General features: G+C 60.9%; 12 protein-coding genes. 3 read left to right on the top strand and 9 right to left on the bottom strand.

The genetic code is table 11. From position 1 onward, the window contains the following. Positions 1-17: 17 nt before the first annotated feature. Positions 18-1,280, top strand: coding sequence for an AGE family epimerase/isomerase (locus GL286_RS09360; protein ID WP_155095296.1), 1,263 nt, complete (start codon positions 18-20; stop codon positions 1,278-1,280). An 88-nt stretch (positions 1,281-1,368) separates the two neighbouring features. Here GL286_RS09360 and GL286_RS09355 read toward each other — a convergent pair whose 3' ends face one another. The 4 genes from GL286_RS09355 to GL286_RS09340 form a co-directional block, all read right to left on the bottom strand. Then, complete coding sequence (locus GL286_RS09355) at positions 1,369-4,362, bottom strand: autotransporter domain-containing protein (RefSeq protein WP_155095295.1); 2,994 nt, start codon at positions 4,360-4,362, stop codon at positions 1,369-1,371. 129 nt (positions 4,363-4,491) lie between these two features. Then, positions 4,492-5,478 carry a TRAP transporter substrate-binding protein gene (locus GL286_RS09350; protein WP_246184892.1) on the bottom strand — a complete coding sequence of 329 codons (987 nt, stop codon included), beginning with the start codon at positions 5,476-5,478 and terminating at the stop codon, positions 4,492-4,494. A 113-nt stretch (positions 5,479-5,591) separates the two neighbouring features. Continuing rightward, positions 5,592-7,220: an ABC transporter permease gene (locus tag GL286_RS09345; protein ID WP_246184891.1), complete on the bottom strand. Its 1,629-nt coding sequence runs from the start codon at positions 7,218-7,220 to the stop codon at positions 5,592-5,594. Positions 7,221-7,283: 63 nt separating this feature from the next. Next, on the bottom strand, positions 7,284-8,297 hold the full coding sequence (locus GL286_RS09340; RefSeq protein ID WP_155095293.1) for an extracellular solute-binding protein: 1,014 nt from the start codon (positions 8,295-8,297) through the stop codon (positions 7,284-7,286). A gap of 102 nt (positions 8,298-8,399) precedes the next feature. On the opposite strand from GL286_RS09340, the gene GL286_RS09335 reads away from it, so the two are divergent. Beyond that, the gene (locus tag GL286_RS09335) at positions 8,400-9,497 is read left to right on the top strand and encodes an ATP-binding cassette domain-containing protein (RefSeq protein ID WP_155095292.1); all 1,098 of its coding nucleotides are present in this window, start codon (positions 8,400-8,402) and stop codon (positions 9,495-9,497) included. A gap of 13 nt (positions 9,498-9,510) precedes the next feature. Here the strand turns inward: GL286_RS09335 and GL286_RS09330 are convergent, their stop codons facing one another. Together GL286_RS09330 and GL286_RS09325 are read right to left on the bottom strand one after the other, a co-directional pair. After that, a complete protein-coding gene (locus tag GL286_RS09330; RefSeq protein ID WP_155095291.1) occupies positions 9,511-10,134 on the bottom strand; it encodes a response regulator transcription factor in 624 nt (207 codons plus the stop codon). Positions 10,135-10,197: 63 nt separating this feature from the next. Beyond that, on the bottom strand, positions 10,198-10,572 hold the full coding sequence (locus GL286_RS09325) for a response regulator transcription factor (protein ID WP_155095290.1): 375 nt from the start codon (positions 10,570-10,572) through the stop codon (positions 10,198-10,200). A gap of 224 nt (positions 10,573-10,796) precedes the next feature. Between GL286_RS09325 and GL286_RS09320 the strand changes: the two genes are divergently transcribed. Beyond that, entirely contained in the window at positions 10,797-12,296 is a 1,500-nt protein-coding gene (locus GL286_RS09320; RefSeq protein WP_170295127.1) for a sensor histidine kinase, read from the top strand. 3 nt (positions 12,297-12,299) lie between these two features. On the opposite strand, the gene GL286_RS09315 is transcribed toward GL286_RS09320, so the two are convergent. From GL286_RS09315 to GL286_RS09305, 3 genes are all read right to left on the bottom strand, one after another. Continuing rightward, positions 12,300-13,106, bottom strand: coding sequence for an alpha/beta hydrolase (locus tag GL286_RS09315; protein WP_155095288.1), 807 nt, complete (start codon positions 13,104-13,106; stop codon positions 12,300-12,302). 18 nt (positions 13,107-13,124) lie between these two features. After that, entirely contained in the window at positions 13,125-14,003 is an 879-nt protein-coding gene (locus GL286_RS09310) for an alpha/beta fold hydrolase (RefSeq protein WP_155095287.1), read from the bottom strand. Between the two features lie 194 nt (positions 14,004-14,197). Further along, on the bottom strand, positions 14,198-15,598 hold the full coding sequence (locus tag GL286_RS09305) for an alanine/glycine:cation symporter family protein (RefSeq protein WP_246184890.1): 1,401 nt from the start codon (positions 15,596-15,598) through the stop codon (positions 14,198-14,200). Between the last annotated feature and the right edge of the window lie 28 nt (positions 15,599-15,626).

The raw sequence follows: 15,626 nt of genomic DNA, 5'->3' as shown, positions 1-15,626 counted from the left end.
CGGAACGGAGTGAATCCATGAACGCCTTGCCTTTGAATCTGACCGAAGTTCCTGCCGAGGGCGCATGGTGGGGAACCGAGGCGCATCGCCGCTTTCTGCTTGCCGATGCAGCGCGGCAATTCGCGTTCTTCCGCCGCTCGATCGATTCTGCGGGCGGTTTCCATGCGCAGGATTACGACGGGAACCCGATCGTGGGTGCTCCGCGCGAGTTGCATGCCACGACTCGCATGGTCCATTCGTTCGCTCTTGGGCATCTGGCCGGAGTCGACGGCGCGGGTGAGATGGTCGATCACGGCATGAAGGCGCTGTGGAACCTGCATCGCGATTCCGATCATGGCGGCTACGTCTGGTCCGTTACGGCGGACGGGCAAATCGCCGACGGTAGCAAACTTGCTTACGGCCATGCCTTTGTCTTGCTTGCAGCCTCTAGCGCGAAGCAGGCGGGGCATCCGGATGCAGACCGGTTGCTGGCGGATATCCGCGAGGTGATCGAGACCCGCCTTTGGGCCCATCACCATGGCCGCATGTCCGAGGAATATGCCCGCGACTGGTCCAAGATTTCGACCTATCGCGGCATGAACGCCAATATGCACATGTCCGAGGCGCTCTTGGCCGCGCATGAGGCCACAGGGGATACCGAGTTCCTGAACCGCGCGCTCGGCATCTATGATTTCTTCATCGGAGAGGTCGGTGCTGCGAATGGTTGGCGCTTGCCCGAGCATTATACCGAAGACTGGCAGATCGACGCCGATTATGAGGGCAATCCAATGTTCCGGCCCAAGGGAACTACCCCGGGACATTCCTTTGAATTGGCCAGATTGCTGTTGCAGGCATGGGATCTTGGCGGGCGGAAGGCTGAATGGTTGCCGGATTGGGCTGGGAAGCTTTACACTCGGGCGTTGGCTGACGGTTGGGACCGGCAGCGCGGCGGAATTATCTATACCACCGATGTTGAAGGTTCTGTCTTGCGTCGCAACCGCTACTGGTGGCCGGTGACCGAGGCCATCGGTGCGGCCGCTGCCATGCTGAAATCGGGCGATGAGTTGGGTGGGGCGATCAGGGAACAGGAGTACCGCATGTTCTGGCAAGCAGGCTCGCGGCTGTTCATGGACCACGACAAGGGTGGCTGGATTCCGGAAATCGACGATCAGGACCGCCCCGATGCGCAGCAGTTTTCTGGCAAACCCGACATTTACCATGCGATTCAGGCATGTCTGTTGCCCTTGCTGCCGGGGCTGTCGCGATCATGCTCTGAACTGCCGCAGTTGAAAGATGTCTGATCTGGTCGGGGGCGGGTGTCGTAAGACTGAAACCCGCGCGGTGCTCCGCGCGGGTCGATAGCAACTTGATGTTCCGGCTGGTTACGGCTCAGAAGCGGATGCGCAGTTCTGCGGTCAGCGACTGGTCAGACGCGCCGTCTCCGAACTGTCCCGCATAGCCGACCGAAACCGTCGCATCAGGGGTCAGCGACATGTCGACCGAGCCACGAAGCACAGCGGCGTCTTCCGCGACCGGAGTGCCGATGACGTCGAAGCGGTTGCCACCTGCAAAGGCCAATGCTGCGTTCGGATCGACATCGCCAAAGGCATGTTGCCAGCCCAACTCACCGCGCAACGTCGCTTGCGCTTGGCCGGATTTCACGTCGCGTTCGGTCCGCAGGCCCAGCGTCGTGAAGGTGGTATCCATATCAACTCCGTCGCCTTCCAGCGCGGCATTGCCGCCCTTCTCGGTGAAGCTGTCTGCCGAAAGGCTGACATGTTCGATTGCGGCAAAGGGCTCGAACCTGTCGTTCTGCGACTGCAGACGCCAGCTTGCCTCACCAAACAGACGCGTAGTCGATGCATCGTAATCGGCGGTCAGCATCTCGGATTGGGTTCCGTAGGTCACGCGGCGCTGGGTATCCAGCTTGTTTAGCGTGTGGCTGGCTCCGACGCGAAGGCCAAGCCTGTCCAGACGGGTTCCGCCATAGATGCCAAGGTGATAGCTGTCGAGATCCGCTTTGGCATCCTGATCGTCAAGCGACACCGATCCGCTGCCGAAACCTGCATAGAAGCCGCCGCGCCAGCCATTTTCCGCTTCGGCATCGAAACCGATCAATGTGCCTGTGCTGTTGCGTTCAAGCCCAGAAACCTCGTCTCCTTCGGCTTCGGCCCAGTTGCCATATGCCTGCCACCAAAGCTGGCCGTCGCCCATCTCGACGGCATTGGTCGCGCGGGCGGCCTGATCGCCGGTTGCCTCGCCGATCCGGTCCTTGATCGCGCCGTCGATGGTGTTCGCCATCTCGACCAGCGCCCCCGCGACCGAGGCGTGCAATTCGCCCGAAAGCTGGTCAAATGCCTCGCCTGCGGTTGCGGCATCCGAATAGACCAGCTCGTCAAACACCGCGTTGCCCACGCCCAGACCCTCGATCGCGTCGGCAACCGTGCTGCCATTGCGCGATGTCGCGGCGGTCCGGAACGCGGTGTCGTTGCGGTCAAGGCGCAAGGTGACGTCATTCGCGCCGTAACGCAGGTTGGTATCAAGGAAGGCCATATCGACATCCGAGGCCGCAAATGCGCCACTGACGCCACCATCCGCAGTCAGGATCGTGTAATCGGTCGAGATCGCGTAATCGCCGGTCTGCGCCAATGCAAAGATCGAGCCACCAAGGTTCGCCGAACCAGAGACGTCGACGCGGTCGCTATTGCCCTCGGCGTCGGCCTCGACTTCGAAGATGGAGCCATCCGCCAGCGTTAGATCACCGTTGACCGTCAGCGTGCCGATGCTTTCGCCCGGCGCAAGCGTTGCCCCCGAGGCGATGGTCAGATCGCCGGTCGTGCCATTGCCACCGATACGGGCTCCGTCCTGTACCTCGACGGCGCTGACAACGCTGCCGGAAACATTCAATGTACCGCCCGCGACAGTGGTTGCGCCGGTAAAGGTATTCTCGCCCGACAGTTCCAGCGTGCCATTGCCGCGCAGGGTCAGGCCGCCAGACCCCGAGATGTCGTTGCTCCATTCATCCGAGGCGCTGAAGCCGCCATCCATGCGGGTCAGTTCGATTTCGACATCGCTGTCGAACGATCCGTAACCGCCAGCGGCAGTGAACAGATCCAGACGGGCCCAGCCCGATCCGTCATCCAGCACATGCCCGGATTGCAACTCGGTCGAGGCCAGAACATCGCGCAGCTGATCTGTCGTCATATAGGGAAAACGCGAGGCGATCAGCACTTCTGCCCCTTCGGGAACGACGGCAGCCAGCGTCGTGTCGCCCACCGTATCCATGCCATAGGTCAGGCGGTACTGATAGGCCGCCGAATTGGCGTCATTATCGCTGAAACGGTCTTCGTCGCTTTCGTCGATGCAGGTAGCGATTGACGCGCCGCATTCGGACTCGAGCATCGTGCGCAGGTCGTCGCGCGCCTCGGCATACAGGGTCTGGAAGTCCGCCGAGGTCGTCATCGGCTGGCCGAAGATGCTGGTCGTCGCCTGATTGATGTAGTCGGGATTGTTGTTCAGCATCTGCGCCAGCGTATAGGTCGACTGGATGCGGGCTCCGATCACGTCCAATGGATAATGGACGCCCAGAACGACGCGGCTATTGCCGTATTCCGAGCCACGGGTCATCAACTCTTGATAGCGTTCCGGCAGCATCGTGGCGAGCAGCAGCGACGACGAGAACCCGAAGGCGCTGTGCCCGCTGGGGAATGCCGGACTGGATGCAATGGTCGGCCAGACCGCCGTCGCGACATCGGTTTCGTTGCCGAAATAATCGGTGGCTGTGAAGTTCTCGAATTGATCGGGCGCGACCTGCACGGGACGCGAATTGCCGACGCTGTTGGCGGTCGCAGGATCGGGCGAATAAGCCAGATCGTAGACGCTGTATTGACCGCCTGTCGGCAGGGTCAGGCCGGATGCCGGTGCGCCATGTGCATAGCCTCGTGCGAAGAAATCCTTCGACACATCCGCTGCTGCCATGCTGAGGCCGGTGGTTTGCGACATCATCGACTGGAATGCGGTCGAGAATGTCGTCGAACGGTAATCCGGCGACAGCGAGTTCGTGGCGTCGAACGCGGCCTTCAGGCGCGATCCCAATGCATCCGTCACCAGTTGACCGTTCTGGGTCGATCCGATCAGGGCCGCAATCGTATTGTCATAAATTGCTTGCGCGCGTTCTGCCTCGGTCGCGTTGTTGTTCGTGGCGATTGCCGTGGCAAGATTCTGGTCCAGAACACGGCGACCTTCGGCGGTGTTCATCAGCAGAGCGAAATCTTCCAGAAGTCTGGTCGCGCCGATCTCGGACGAGCTTTGTGCATAGGCAAAAGGTGCAGAAAAAATTGCGCAAACCGCAGAAGTTGCGCAGAAAAAAGTCTTCAGTTTCAAGATTTTCCCCAGAGATTCAATCTGGGGCGCTGGTAATGCGCGGGTATGACAAACGCGTGATGGATGTTTGTCGGATTCATGACATTTTCAGGAATGGCGGCGACCCGATGGGACGCCGCCGAGTCTGGATCATTCGGTCGCGCGTATTTTCTCGACCATGTCCTTGGCTTCCGGCGTCGTCACATATTTCGCGTAAACCGGCTCCATCGCGTCGATGAAGGGTTTCTTGTCGATGCCGCGAACGATCTGCGATCCAGCCTTTTCGACCGAGGCTTCGGATTCGGCGATTTTCTTGGCCCAGAGATCCCGCATCACCGTCACGGATTCCTTGCCCGCCGCTTTCAGGACCGCCTGATCCTCGGGCGACAGCTTGTCCCACGTCACCTTTGAAACGGCCAGCACTTCCGGCATGATCAAGTGTTCGTCCAGCGTATAGTATTTCGCGACCTCGAAATGGCCCGACGTGTCATACGAGGCGGGGTTGTTTTCCGCGCCGTCGATCACGCCGGTCTGGATCGCCGAATAGACCTCTCCGTAAGGCATGGGCGTGGCGTTCGCGCCGAAGGCAGCCATCATGTCAACGAAGACGTCGGACTGCATGACGCGGAACTTCATGCCCTTGAGATCCTCGATCTTGTTGATCGGGCGTTCGCCGTTGTAGAAGCTGCGCGCGCCGCCGTCGTAATAGCCAAGAACGATCAGATCATGCTGGGCAAAACCTTCGGCGATCTGGTCACCGATCGGGCCATCCATGACATTGTACATGTGCTGGGCCGAGCGGAAGATGTAGGGCAGCGAAACGATCTGCGTTTCCGGTACGAGGTTGTTGAACGGCCCGAACGAGGCGCGGACCATGTCGATGACGCCGAATTGGGTCTGTTCGATCGAGTCCTTTTCCTCGCCCAAGGCAGATGCCGGGAAGACCTCGACGCAGACGCGGCCTTGCGTGCGTTCCTTGACCTGATCGCCCATCCAGCGGACGGCTGCGACAGTCGGGTATCCATCGGGATGCGTGTCGGCCGAGCGCAGCTTCACTTCGCAATCGGCGGCTGCGGCGGCTGTGACGCTGCCAGCCAAAATCGTGCCGCAAACCAGCAGCATTCTAGACAGTCCCATTATTCTCCTCCCAGATTTATGGACTTATGATCAGAATCTTGTCGCTCTGATTGAGACAGTTTCCACAGATATTTTAGGATATGGCAAATGAAATCTGAGCGTGACGATTGAAATCACGCACGAATGCTGCGCGAGAGAAATGCGACCGGCAATATTCCGATCAGAACGATCAACAGCGCCGCAATCGAGGCGTCCTCATATGTGCCGCGTGCGGCCTCGCCGTAAAGATGGGTGGCCAGGGTCTCGACGTTCAGGGGACGTAGAAGCAGGGTGGCGGGCAACTCCTTGACGCAATCGACAAAGATCAGCAATCCGGCTGCTGCCATCGAGCTCCATGACAGCGGCACATGGATGTTGCGAAACACACCCGACGGCTTCTGGCCAAGGCTGCGGGCGGCGTGGTCAAGACTGATCGGCACGCGCTCCATTCCCGCCTCGATTCCGCCGGTCGAGATCGCCAGAAACCGCGCGACATAGGCGTAGATCAGCCCCGCGCCCGATCCGAGCAGGATTAGTTGCGGCGCGGCTTCGGTGAACCAGCCCAGAACACCGCTGATCTGGCGGTCGGCAAAAGTAATCACCGGCAGCAAGCCGATCGCGAGGATCGTACCCGGCACCGCATAGCCGATGGTCGAGATCCTCGCCGCAATCCTTGTGGACGCGGCGGGATGCAGGCGCGGGGCGGCGCTGACCAGCAGGCCAAGCCCGACCGCGATAACCGTCGCGATCAGCGCCAAGGCTGCGGTCTGTCCGGCCTCGACCCAGATCCGCGCGGGGATGCCTGAAAACACAAAGCGCCGCCACGCCTGACGGACCAGATAGGCGGCGGGCGCGGCGAAGCCGAGGAGGACGGGCAGGGCGCAAAAGACCGTGGCCGCCCATGCCGACGGCCCATGCAACCTGACCCGCGACAGGGGCAACAACCTGCGCGCATTTCCGGCGTAGCGCTGGCCCTTTCGTGCGCGCCTTTCGACCAGCACCAGCGAGATCACGATCAGCAACATGACGATCGCGATCTGGGCTGCACCGGGCAGGTCGGTGCGATTGATCCATGTCGAATAGACCGAGACGGTCAGTGTCCGCACACCCAGAAACTCGGCCGCGCCGATGTCGTTCAGCGTCTCCATCAAGGCCAGCGCCATGCCGACGGCGATGGCGGGCCGCGCCAGCGGCAGGACTATCCTCCAGAACACTTTTACGGGCCCCGCGCCCAGCGTTCGCGACGCTTCCAGCAGATTGGCGGCCTGTGTCGCGAATAGAGCCCGCACCGGCAGGTAGACATAGGGGTAAAGCACAAAGCCCAGCAGCAGGATGCAGCCCGCCATCGAGCGGATGTCGGGCAAGCGGAAATCGCGCGGGCTGTCATAACCCAGCAAATCGCGGATCAGGGACTGGACCGGTCCGACCGGATGCAGAATATCCAGATAGGCATAGGCGATGATGTAGGTCGGCACAGCCAATGGCAGCAGCAGCGCCCAGCCTAGCAAGCGTCTTCCCGGAAAATCGAAGCCTGCGATCAGCCATGCCGTGATCGTGCCAAGAACAGCGACGATGGTGCCAACGCCGGCAAGCAGTACCGCTGTTTGGGCCAGCGCATTCGCAAGGACGTTACGGAACAGGTGGGGCCAAAGGCCGATGCTGCCTTGCAGGGCGAAGCCGACCAGTGCGGCGACCGGCAAAAGGACAAGGGCTGCGATCAGCATGGCAGTCAACTGCCATACCGTGCCCGATTTGAGACTCATGGGTGTCTCCTCAGGGCCATGCCCCCCCAAGCGGGACGGGGGCATGACTGGATTCCGGACGGCTCAGTTGTCGAAGCCGACCTGCTCGGCCAGTTCGCTTGCCGCCTTGCGCTCGCGGGCGATGGCGGTCAGGTCGGTGCTGTCGACCTTCAACTCGCCGAATTCGCCAACAAGAGGGCTGACCTCGATGCCCGCCTTGACCGGATACTCGAAGTTCGCCTCGGCATAGATCTTTTGCGCGGCGTCTGAGACTAGGTATTCCAGCAGCTTCACCGCTTGTTCCTTGTTCGGCGCGTTCTTGGCTACGGCTGCGCCCGAGACGTTCACTTGCGTACCGCCATTCTCGAACGTGGGCAGGACCAGCTTGATCGACTTGACCCATTCCTCTTGCTCGGGACCGCCCGCGCCGCTGCGCATCAGACCGACGTAATAGGTGTTAGCGATGCCGATATCGCAAATACCGCCCATGATGTCGCGGGCCACGTCGCGGTCTCCGCCACCGGCCTTGCGGGCGAGGTTCGCCTTGACGCCTTCCAGCCAGGCCTTGGTCTCGTCCGCGCCATGATGGGTGATGTAGGCTGCCGTCAGAGCGACGTTGTAGGGATGTTGACCCGAGCGGATGCAGACTTTGCCCTTCCATTCGGGCTTGGCGAGATCCTCGTACTGGAAGCTGGTCAGGTCCAGATCCTTGGCGGCGTACAAGGCGCGGGCGCGCAGCGAGAGGGCGAACCAGTTGCCTTCCTTGTCGCGCAAATTCTCGGGAATCGCGGCGGACAGGACTTCGGACTGGACGGGTTGGGTCAGACCGCGATCGACCAGATCAACAAGGTTTCCGATATCGACCGTCATCAACACATCGGCGGGCGAGGCCGCGCCTTCCTGCTCGATGCGCTCGGGCATCCCGTCCTTGAGGAAGATGGTATTGACCGTGATGCCGGTGTCTGTCTTGAACGATTCCAGCAGCGGTTCGACCAGTTTCGGCTCGCGGGTGGTGTAAAGGTTCAGTTCTTCGGCAGTGGCAGTTGTGGCCTGAACCAGCATGGCCGCCCCAAACAGTCCCAGAAGTTTCGTGCGCATTCGACTTCTCCTTGTTGACGAGGACGCTTTTATTTACCCTAGAGAATAAGTAAAGATTGTTTCATCAATCCAAGCCAGAAGCCAGGATGGGGGACAGCACGCGTGGAGCACGCCGATTTTCGTGGTCAGAAGCCGGTCGGGCGTCACGTGCGGTCCGAACCGATGCTTGAGATCACCGGCGTCGAGCGCCGCTTTTCCGCAACGCATGCCGTTCAGGGCGTATCGCTGACCGTCTGGCCCGGAGAGGTGACCTGCCTGCTGGGCCCCTCGGGTTGCGGTAAATCCACGACGTTACGGATGATCGCGGGGATCGAGCAGCTGGATGCAGGCGAAATCCGCATCGACGGGCGCCCGGTGGCGGATGCGCGCCGCAACGTACCGCCCGAAATGCGACCGGTCGGGATGGTGTTTCAAGATCTGGCTCTGTTTCCGCATATGACGGTGGCCGCCAATGTCGGCTTTGGTCTGTCACGCGCGCGGCAGGGATCGGGCGAGGTGCGGCATTTGCTGGAACGGGTCGGGCTGGCACATCACGCCGACAAATACCCTCATCAACTGTCGGGCGGAGAGCAGCAGCGCATCGCACTGGTCAGGGCACTGGCGACGCAGCCTCGGGTGATGCTGCTGGACGAGCCGTTCTCGAGTCTGGACCAGCGTTTGCGGGTCGAGATGCGAGAATTGGCGCTTGACCTGCTGCGCGAGGCGGGGACGGCCGTCGTTCTGGTCACGCATGATTCAGACGAGGCGATGATGATGGCCGACCGCATCGCGATCATGCATGGTGGCCGCATCCGGCAAGAGGGCACGCCGCTTGAACTGTACCAACAACCCGTGGATCTGGCCGTGGCGGGGTTCTTCTCCGAGTTGAACGTCTTCGACGGCTCGGTCGCGCAGGATCGCATCAAGACCCCGATCGGGGATCTCGCGGGTACGGGGATGGCCAACGGGACGGCGGTGCAGATCGCTTTCCGCCCCGAGCATTTGAAGGTCCGCCGCTTGGCACAGGCAGTTGTTCAGGGAAACTCCCACCCCCATGTGCTGCGTGTGCAGAACCTTGGACGTGAAAATTTTGTCGAGGTGAAGCTGCCGGGGCAACCCGATCATCTGCGGTGCAGCGCACCGGGGTTCACCGATCTGATGCCCGGTGATCGGGTCGAGATCGGGTTCGATCCATCGACTGCCATGATTTTTGCGCATTGATACGGCCCGAGAGCTAGACCCGCAATCCCAGACGGTCGGCCATCCGCACCAGATCGGCCAGCGTCTTGGCCTCCATCTTTTTCATGGCCGAGGCGCGATACAGTTTCACGGTGATTTCGCTCAGGCCAAGCTGGTAGGCGGCCTGTTTGTTCAAAAGTCCGGCTGTGATCAGTTCCATCACCTGCTTTTCGCGCAGGGAAAGCCCGTTGAAGCGCTCGTTCAGGGCATCGAGTTCGCGTGTGCCTTGGCGACGCAGGCGATCCCTCTCGACCGCGACTGAAACCGCGTCCAGCAGATCCTGATCGCGGAACGGCTTGGTCAGGAAATCAACTGCGCCGGCTTTCATCGCCCGGACCGACATCGGAACATCGCCATAGCCGGTCATGATAATCACGGGCAGGTGAATCCCCAACGCGGTCAACTGGGTCTGGAAGTCCAGCCCACTTGTCCCCCGTAGCCGGACATCCAGCAGGATGCAGCCCGGTACATCGGGTCGGTCAGAGGCCAGAAACGCCGCGCCGCTGTCATAGGAAAGGGTCCGCATTCCGACCGAGCGCAGCAACGATCCGATTGCGCCGCGCAGCAACGCATCGTCGTCGATCACATGTACGGCTGACTGCTTGTCCACGATATCCATGCCGCCGCTTGAGCGTTTGTGCGCGGAAGATACTTGGATCGCTTGTCCGAGTCACATTGTATTTCAGTTGGTTCCGGCAATCGCGCGCCGCAGGCAGCCCAGCAAAGCGCAATTGTCGAAGGGCTTTCGCAGGAAACACACCGCTCCGGCGGCCAAGGCCTGATCGCGCAGCTTGTCCTCGGGGAAGGCGGTCATGACCAGCACGGGCAGTAATGGTTGCTCGGCACGCATACGGAATTGCAGATCCAGCCCGCTCAGGCCGGGAAGCTGGATGTCGGTCAGTAGACATTGCGGCAATTGATTGGCAAGGCTTTGCAAAAAAGCCTCGGCACTGTCGAATAGCGAGACGCTGAAATCCTCGGACCGCAGCAGACTCGATAAGGCATACCGGATCGCATCGTCGTCGTCGACGATGGCTATATGTGGACTAACGTCCATTTTCCCTACATGGCCCCCTTCCGAAGGCCATGAGGCGAATACGCCGACTGGTGGCCTGACCGGTAATCCCCCCGACACCGGAATGGCCGCCCCTGAGCCGACGCATGCTCATGGCCCAGTTCCGAACCTGTTGCTGTTCGTTTCGGTAGGCAACTATACTTAAGTTCAGCAGCATTGGTGCAGACAATGCGATCCGGACGGATATGGCGGGATGGGGGCATTCGATGCGTCAGGTTTTCACCTTGTGGCCGACGGATCGGCATGCGGTGCCGCACCGCAATCTGGATCATAACGGTCTGCCTGACTGGGTTTCGAACCCTGTTCCCGGCGACATCTCGACGGGTTGGACAAGAGGGGATTGGCTGTTCCTATTGATCGCCTCGCTGCCGGTCATGGCGCTGGGAGGGCTGATTGCCGATGATCCGCATCTGACAATAGCAACCGTACTGCTATGCGGGCTGGCGATCGGGCTGACCGCCTTTGCCATCACGACCCATCGTCGCCAGATCGCCGCGCTACAAATCGAGATTGATCGGGCAAAACGCTGGAACGATACTATTTTCCAAAGAACAGGGATTTCTCTGTGGCGAGAGGACTGGTCCCACGCCCGCGATGCGGTCAAGCAGTTGCTGGCGCGCGGTGTCCGCGACATGCAATCCCATTTTGCCGCCAATCCTGACGAGTTGCGCGAGATCAGGCGCGGCGTCATCATCAAGGACGTGAATGATTTCGCGGTGATGCGGGCAGGAGCAACTGACAAGCGGCATCTTCTGGGATCACTGGATAGCTTATTGCCCGATACCGACCAGACCTTCGTGCAATGGCTGGTCGCATTTGCCAATGGCGACAGTTTTTACCGCTCGGAGACGCATATCACTTTGCCCGACGGGCGTCAGGTCGACACGCTTTTTACTGCAGGTTTGCCACGTAATATTCGGGAATTCGAAGATATTCTGGTAAGCGATCTGGACATCACGGAATATAAGGCGACACAAGCGCGGCTGGCCCAAGCCGAGACGGATCTGGCGCGTGCGGTCCGGGTCAGCACCATGGGGGCGCTGACAGCCTCGATTGCGCATGAGGTGAACTCGCCGCTGGCTGCGATCATCTCCAGTTCGGATGCTGCGTTGAGATGGCTGGGGCGGGACGCTCCCGACCTGCCCGAAGCGCGCGAGGCGATTGCCAATGTGCTGGCGGCAGCCACGCGCGCCAAAGCTGTGGTCGAGCAGACCCGCGCGCTTCTGAGCAACGAGCCTTTGCGGATCTTGCCGCAGGACATTGTCGGGTTGGCCTGGGATTCGATCGCGTTGATTGATCGGGAATTGCGGACCTACGGCGTCTCGACCCATGTCGATGCGCCGGATGGCTTGCCACCGGTCATGGCGGATCGCGTCAATATCCAGCAAGTCATGGTGAACCTGATGATGAATGCGGCGCAGGCCATGAAGGACAGCACCGGCAAGCGGGACCTGACCATCATGCTGGCGCAGGACGGGGATCGCTTGCGTGTCGGCGTGCGCGACAGGGGACCAGGAATCCCGCAGGAACGGTTGCAGACGGTCTTCCAGCCATTCTATTCGACCCGAGAGGGCGGGATGGGCATGGGTCTTGCCATCTGCAAATCCTGCGTCGAGGCGCATGGCGGGCGGATCTGGGCATCCAATGTCACCGGCGGAGGAACCGAGATCCGGTTTGACCTGCCAATCGCCGCTGCCATTCCCTGAGGTTCAGGCGACCCGTGCTTTGGCATGCCGTTTTTGCGGCCATGCATTGGCGGTCGCCCAGTCCAGCGCCGTATCGGCGACTTTTTCCCAGCCTTCGTCCAGGCAGGTCCAATGCGACCGTCCGGAGAAGATCTTCAGATCGGTGCGGGATGGCGCTTGTTGCTGCTTGCGATAGATCGCCTCGGTCATGGCAGCATCCGCGATCAAATCCAGTTCGCCGCCTATCAGGAAAAGAGGCGGACGACGGGGATTGGTCCAGCGGATCTTGATCGGGTTGACGACTCCGTTCCAATAGACCCGCCCGGGCGTCGGGACGATGTAGCGGTCATAAAGCGCATCGATCTGATCGCGCGGCGCGGTCTGGGCAAAGCGGCTGCCGAAGAAGGCGCGGGACATCGTCTTGGCCTTGCGCCAGCTCAATGGATCGCCAAAAACGGGCAGGGCCGACCTGATGGCATGGCGGGCAAGCGGCACGCCGGGTGTCGGTGCGGGATTGATTGCGACTCCTGCCACCCCGAGTCCCCGATCCAGCAGATGCTGCACGATCACACCGCCCAGAGAATGGCCGATCAGGATCGGTTCTTCGGACAGGTGTGCGATATGTGCCGCGTAGGAATCGACGATCTGCCGCTGGCTCAAGGTGGCCAGTTTCGGGTCCGGCGCGCAGCGCAACTCCTCGGGCGGGCGGTCGTCATATGGCCAGTCAGGCACCACGACGGTGTAACCTGCCGCCTGATAACGTGCCTTGAAACCTTCCCAGCATCGCGAGTTCAGCCAGGCACCGTGGATGAGCATGATGGTATTCGACATGGCTTCCTTTCCCGGCTCTCAGGCCATTGGCTGTTTCGCGCGATTGCGAACGAAGGTTGCGATGATGTCGGCGGCCATTTCCGGTACCTCATGCTGGGGGCCGTGACCCATCTGCGGCAGAACCAGCAGATGAAGCGACTTCCAGACGCGGCTAAGGGCGAACCAGTTCGGCGCAGGAAAGACGATCTCGTGATCGCCGGTAATGACCAGGATCGGGATGCCGCAATTTGCTAGGAACGTATTGTAACCATTCGTATCGGCGAAAATGTCCTCGCCAGCACGTTCCTGCAGCAGGCGCAGGTAGGTTTCGGGCGGGATCGCGGGGCTTCGACTCTCGCTACGGGCGGCGATCCTTTGATGCGAATTCGCCGCCGCCTCGCGGCTGGAGGCCGAGGCTGGCTCGAAGAACAGGATGGTTTCATCCGCCAGATCGTTGATCGGTTTCAGCGCGGTTTGCAGGAAGATCGGTTCCGATGGCGGGTCCAGCCGCCCCGGAGGCGACGTTCCGATCAGCGCGACATGGCTGATCCGGTCGGGAATTTGCGCCGCCACGACCTGCGCAGCGATCCCGCCCAGCGACCAGCCACCAATGATGAATTGGCGCAGCCCCAACGCATCGGCCAGATCTATGGCGTCGGATGCAAGCCGTTCGGGCCGGTAGCTGGGCGATCCGGTGGATTGGCCAAGGCCGGAATAGTCAAATGTGATTACATGGAAGTGGCAGGCCAGACTGTCCAGAAATGCGGGGTCCCAACTGTCAAGAATACCACGGAAGCGGACGCACAGGATCAGCGCCGGACCCGTGCCGATCTCGCGATAGGCGATGGTTCTGCCCTTGATGTCGGCGAAGCGGGTAGGGGCGTTGCTGGCGGACGGGACGGCGGAAGGAGCGTTCATGGCATCCTCTTCGGGGTCGTTCGGACCGAGCGAGGATGGACCCAAGTCGTGGGCCGGAACATTCTCCGATCATATGGCGGAACCATACCTTCGGATAGGGGTGGCAGGATTTTGCCGGAGGGGCGATCCGAACCGGCCGGATCGCCCGTGTTATGCTGGTCCAGCGGCTGTTGCCGCTGGTCAGGGCTACACGCTTAACGGGCGCGTTCGCTTGCTTTCCATTCTTCCCAACCGGGATCGCCAGCCATGAACGCCTCGATCTGGGCGCGATTGGCTTCCAGTTTCGGGTCGTGCTTCAGATAGAACTTGGTCTCGCGGGCGATCAGGCCGGACAGGATCAGCAAGCCGATCAGGTTCGGGATGGCCATCAGCCCGTTCATCACGTCCGAGAAGTTCCAGACGACGCCCAGTTGCACCGTGCAACCAAAATAGACGACCAGCGAGAACAAAATACGGAACGGCATCACCGCCGGGCGACCGAACAGCCGTTCGACATTGCGCTCGCCGTAATAGGCCCAGCCGAGAACGGTCGAATAGGCGAACATGACCAGACCGACGGTCACGATCCAGCTGCCCCATTGCCCCGGAAGACCGTGGCTGAATGCCTGACCCGTCATGATCGATGCCGATATCTGCTGCCCCGCCGCATCGACTTCCTTCCAGACGCCGGTTGTAATGATGACCAGACCGGTGCAGGAGACGACGATGATCGTGTCGATGAAGGTCTGCGTCATCGAGACCAGACCCTGCCGAACCGGGTGGGTGGTCTGGGCCGAAGCAGCCGCGATTGCCGCCGAACCCATACCGGATTCGTTCGAGAAGATGCCGCGCGCCACGCCGTATTGCACTGCGATCATGATGGTCGAGCCAAGGAAGCCGCCGGCTGCCGAAGTGCCCGTGAACGCCTGACTGAAGATTTCTGCGAAAGCGGCCGGAACCGAGGTGATGTTCACCAGCAGGATGTAAAGCGCTCCGAGCACGTAGAACAGGATCATCACTGGCACGAGACCCGCCGTCACCTTGCCGATCGACTTGATCCCGCCGACCAGAACGACCAGCGTCAGACCCGCCAGCACAAGACCGGTGATCCAGGTCGGGACCGAGAAGCTGTTCTCAAGGTTGTGGGCAATCGAGTTGCCCTGCGTCATGTTGCCGATGCCGAAGCTGGCGCAGACCGCAAAGATTGCAAAGGCCACAGCAAGGAATTTGCCGAAAGCGTTCGGAATGCCGCGCTCAAGATAGTATTGTGGTCCGCCGTTCTTTTCGCCGACTTCGTCGGTAGCGCGGAAACGCACGCCAAGAAAAGCCTCGGAATATTTCGAGGCCATGCCCAGAATGGCGGTGACCCACATCCAGAACAGCGCGCCCGGGCCACCAATGCCGATGGCAGTCGCCACGCCGACGATGTTGCCCGTTCCGACCGTCGCGGCCATCGCCGTGGTCAGAGCCTCGAACTGCGAGATATCGCCTTCCGCGTCGTCGTCATGCCGCTTCAGCAGCCCGAGACGAAGTGCCGCGCCAAGGCGAAGCAACTGGATGCCTCCCAGTCGCACGGTCAGGTAAAGCCCGGTCCCCAGCAGCAAGGGGATCAGCATATATGGCCCCCATACAATGCCGCCGACC

Source organism: Paracoccus aestuariivivens, assembly GCF_009711225.1.
In the GTDB taxonomy this organism is placed as follows: Bacteria; Pseudomonadota; Alphaproteobacteria; order Rhodobacterales; family Rhodobacteraceae; genus Paracoccus; species Paracoccus aestuariivivens.
The sequence above is the reverse complement of the archived record's forward strand: the minus strand, read 5'-3'. Positions and strand labels throughout refer to the sequence as shown.

Coding starts and splice junctions, on each gene's coding strand:
- GL286_RS09350 (WP_246184892.1), bottom strand. CDS start 5,478: ATGGGACTGTCTAGAATGCTGCTGGTTTGCGGCACGATTTTGGCTGGC.
- GL286_RS09330 (WP_155095291.1), bottom strand. CDS start 10,134: ATGGATATCGTGGACAAGCAGTCAGCCGTACATGTGATCGACGACGAT.
- GL286_RS09305 (WP_246184890.1), bottom strand. CDS start 15,598: ATGCTGATCCCCTTGCTGCTGGGGACCGGGCTTTACCTGACCGTGCGA.
- GL286_RS09360 (WP_155095296.1), top strand. CDS start 18: ATGAACGCCTTGCCTTTGAATCTGACCGAAGTTCCTGCCGAGGGCGCA.
- GL286_RS09310 (WP_155095287.1), bottom strand. CDS start 14,003: ATGAACGCTCCTTCCGCCGTCCCGTCCGCCAGCAACGCCCCTACCCGC.
- GL286_RS09340 (WP_155095293.1), bottom strand. CDS start 8,297: ATGCGCACGAAACTTCTGGGACTGTTTGGGGCGGCCATGCTGGTTCAG.
- GL286_RS09315 (WP_155095288.1), bottom strand. CDS start 13,106: ATGTCGAATACCATCATGCTCATCCACGGTGCCTGGCTGAACTCGCGA.
- GL286_RS09320 (WP_170295127.1), top strand. CDS start 10,797: ATGCGTCAGGTTTTCACCTTGTGGCCGACGGATCGGCATGCGGTGCCG.
- GL286_RS09345 (WP_246184891.1), bottom strand. CDS start 7,220: ATGAGTCTCAAATCGGGCACGGTATGGCAGTTGACTGCCATGCTGATC.
- GL286_RS09325 (WP_155095290.1), bottom strand. CDS start 10,572: ATGGACGTTAGTCCACATATAGCCATCGTCGACGACGACGATGCGATC.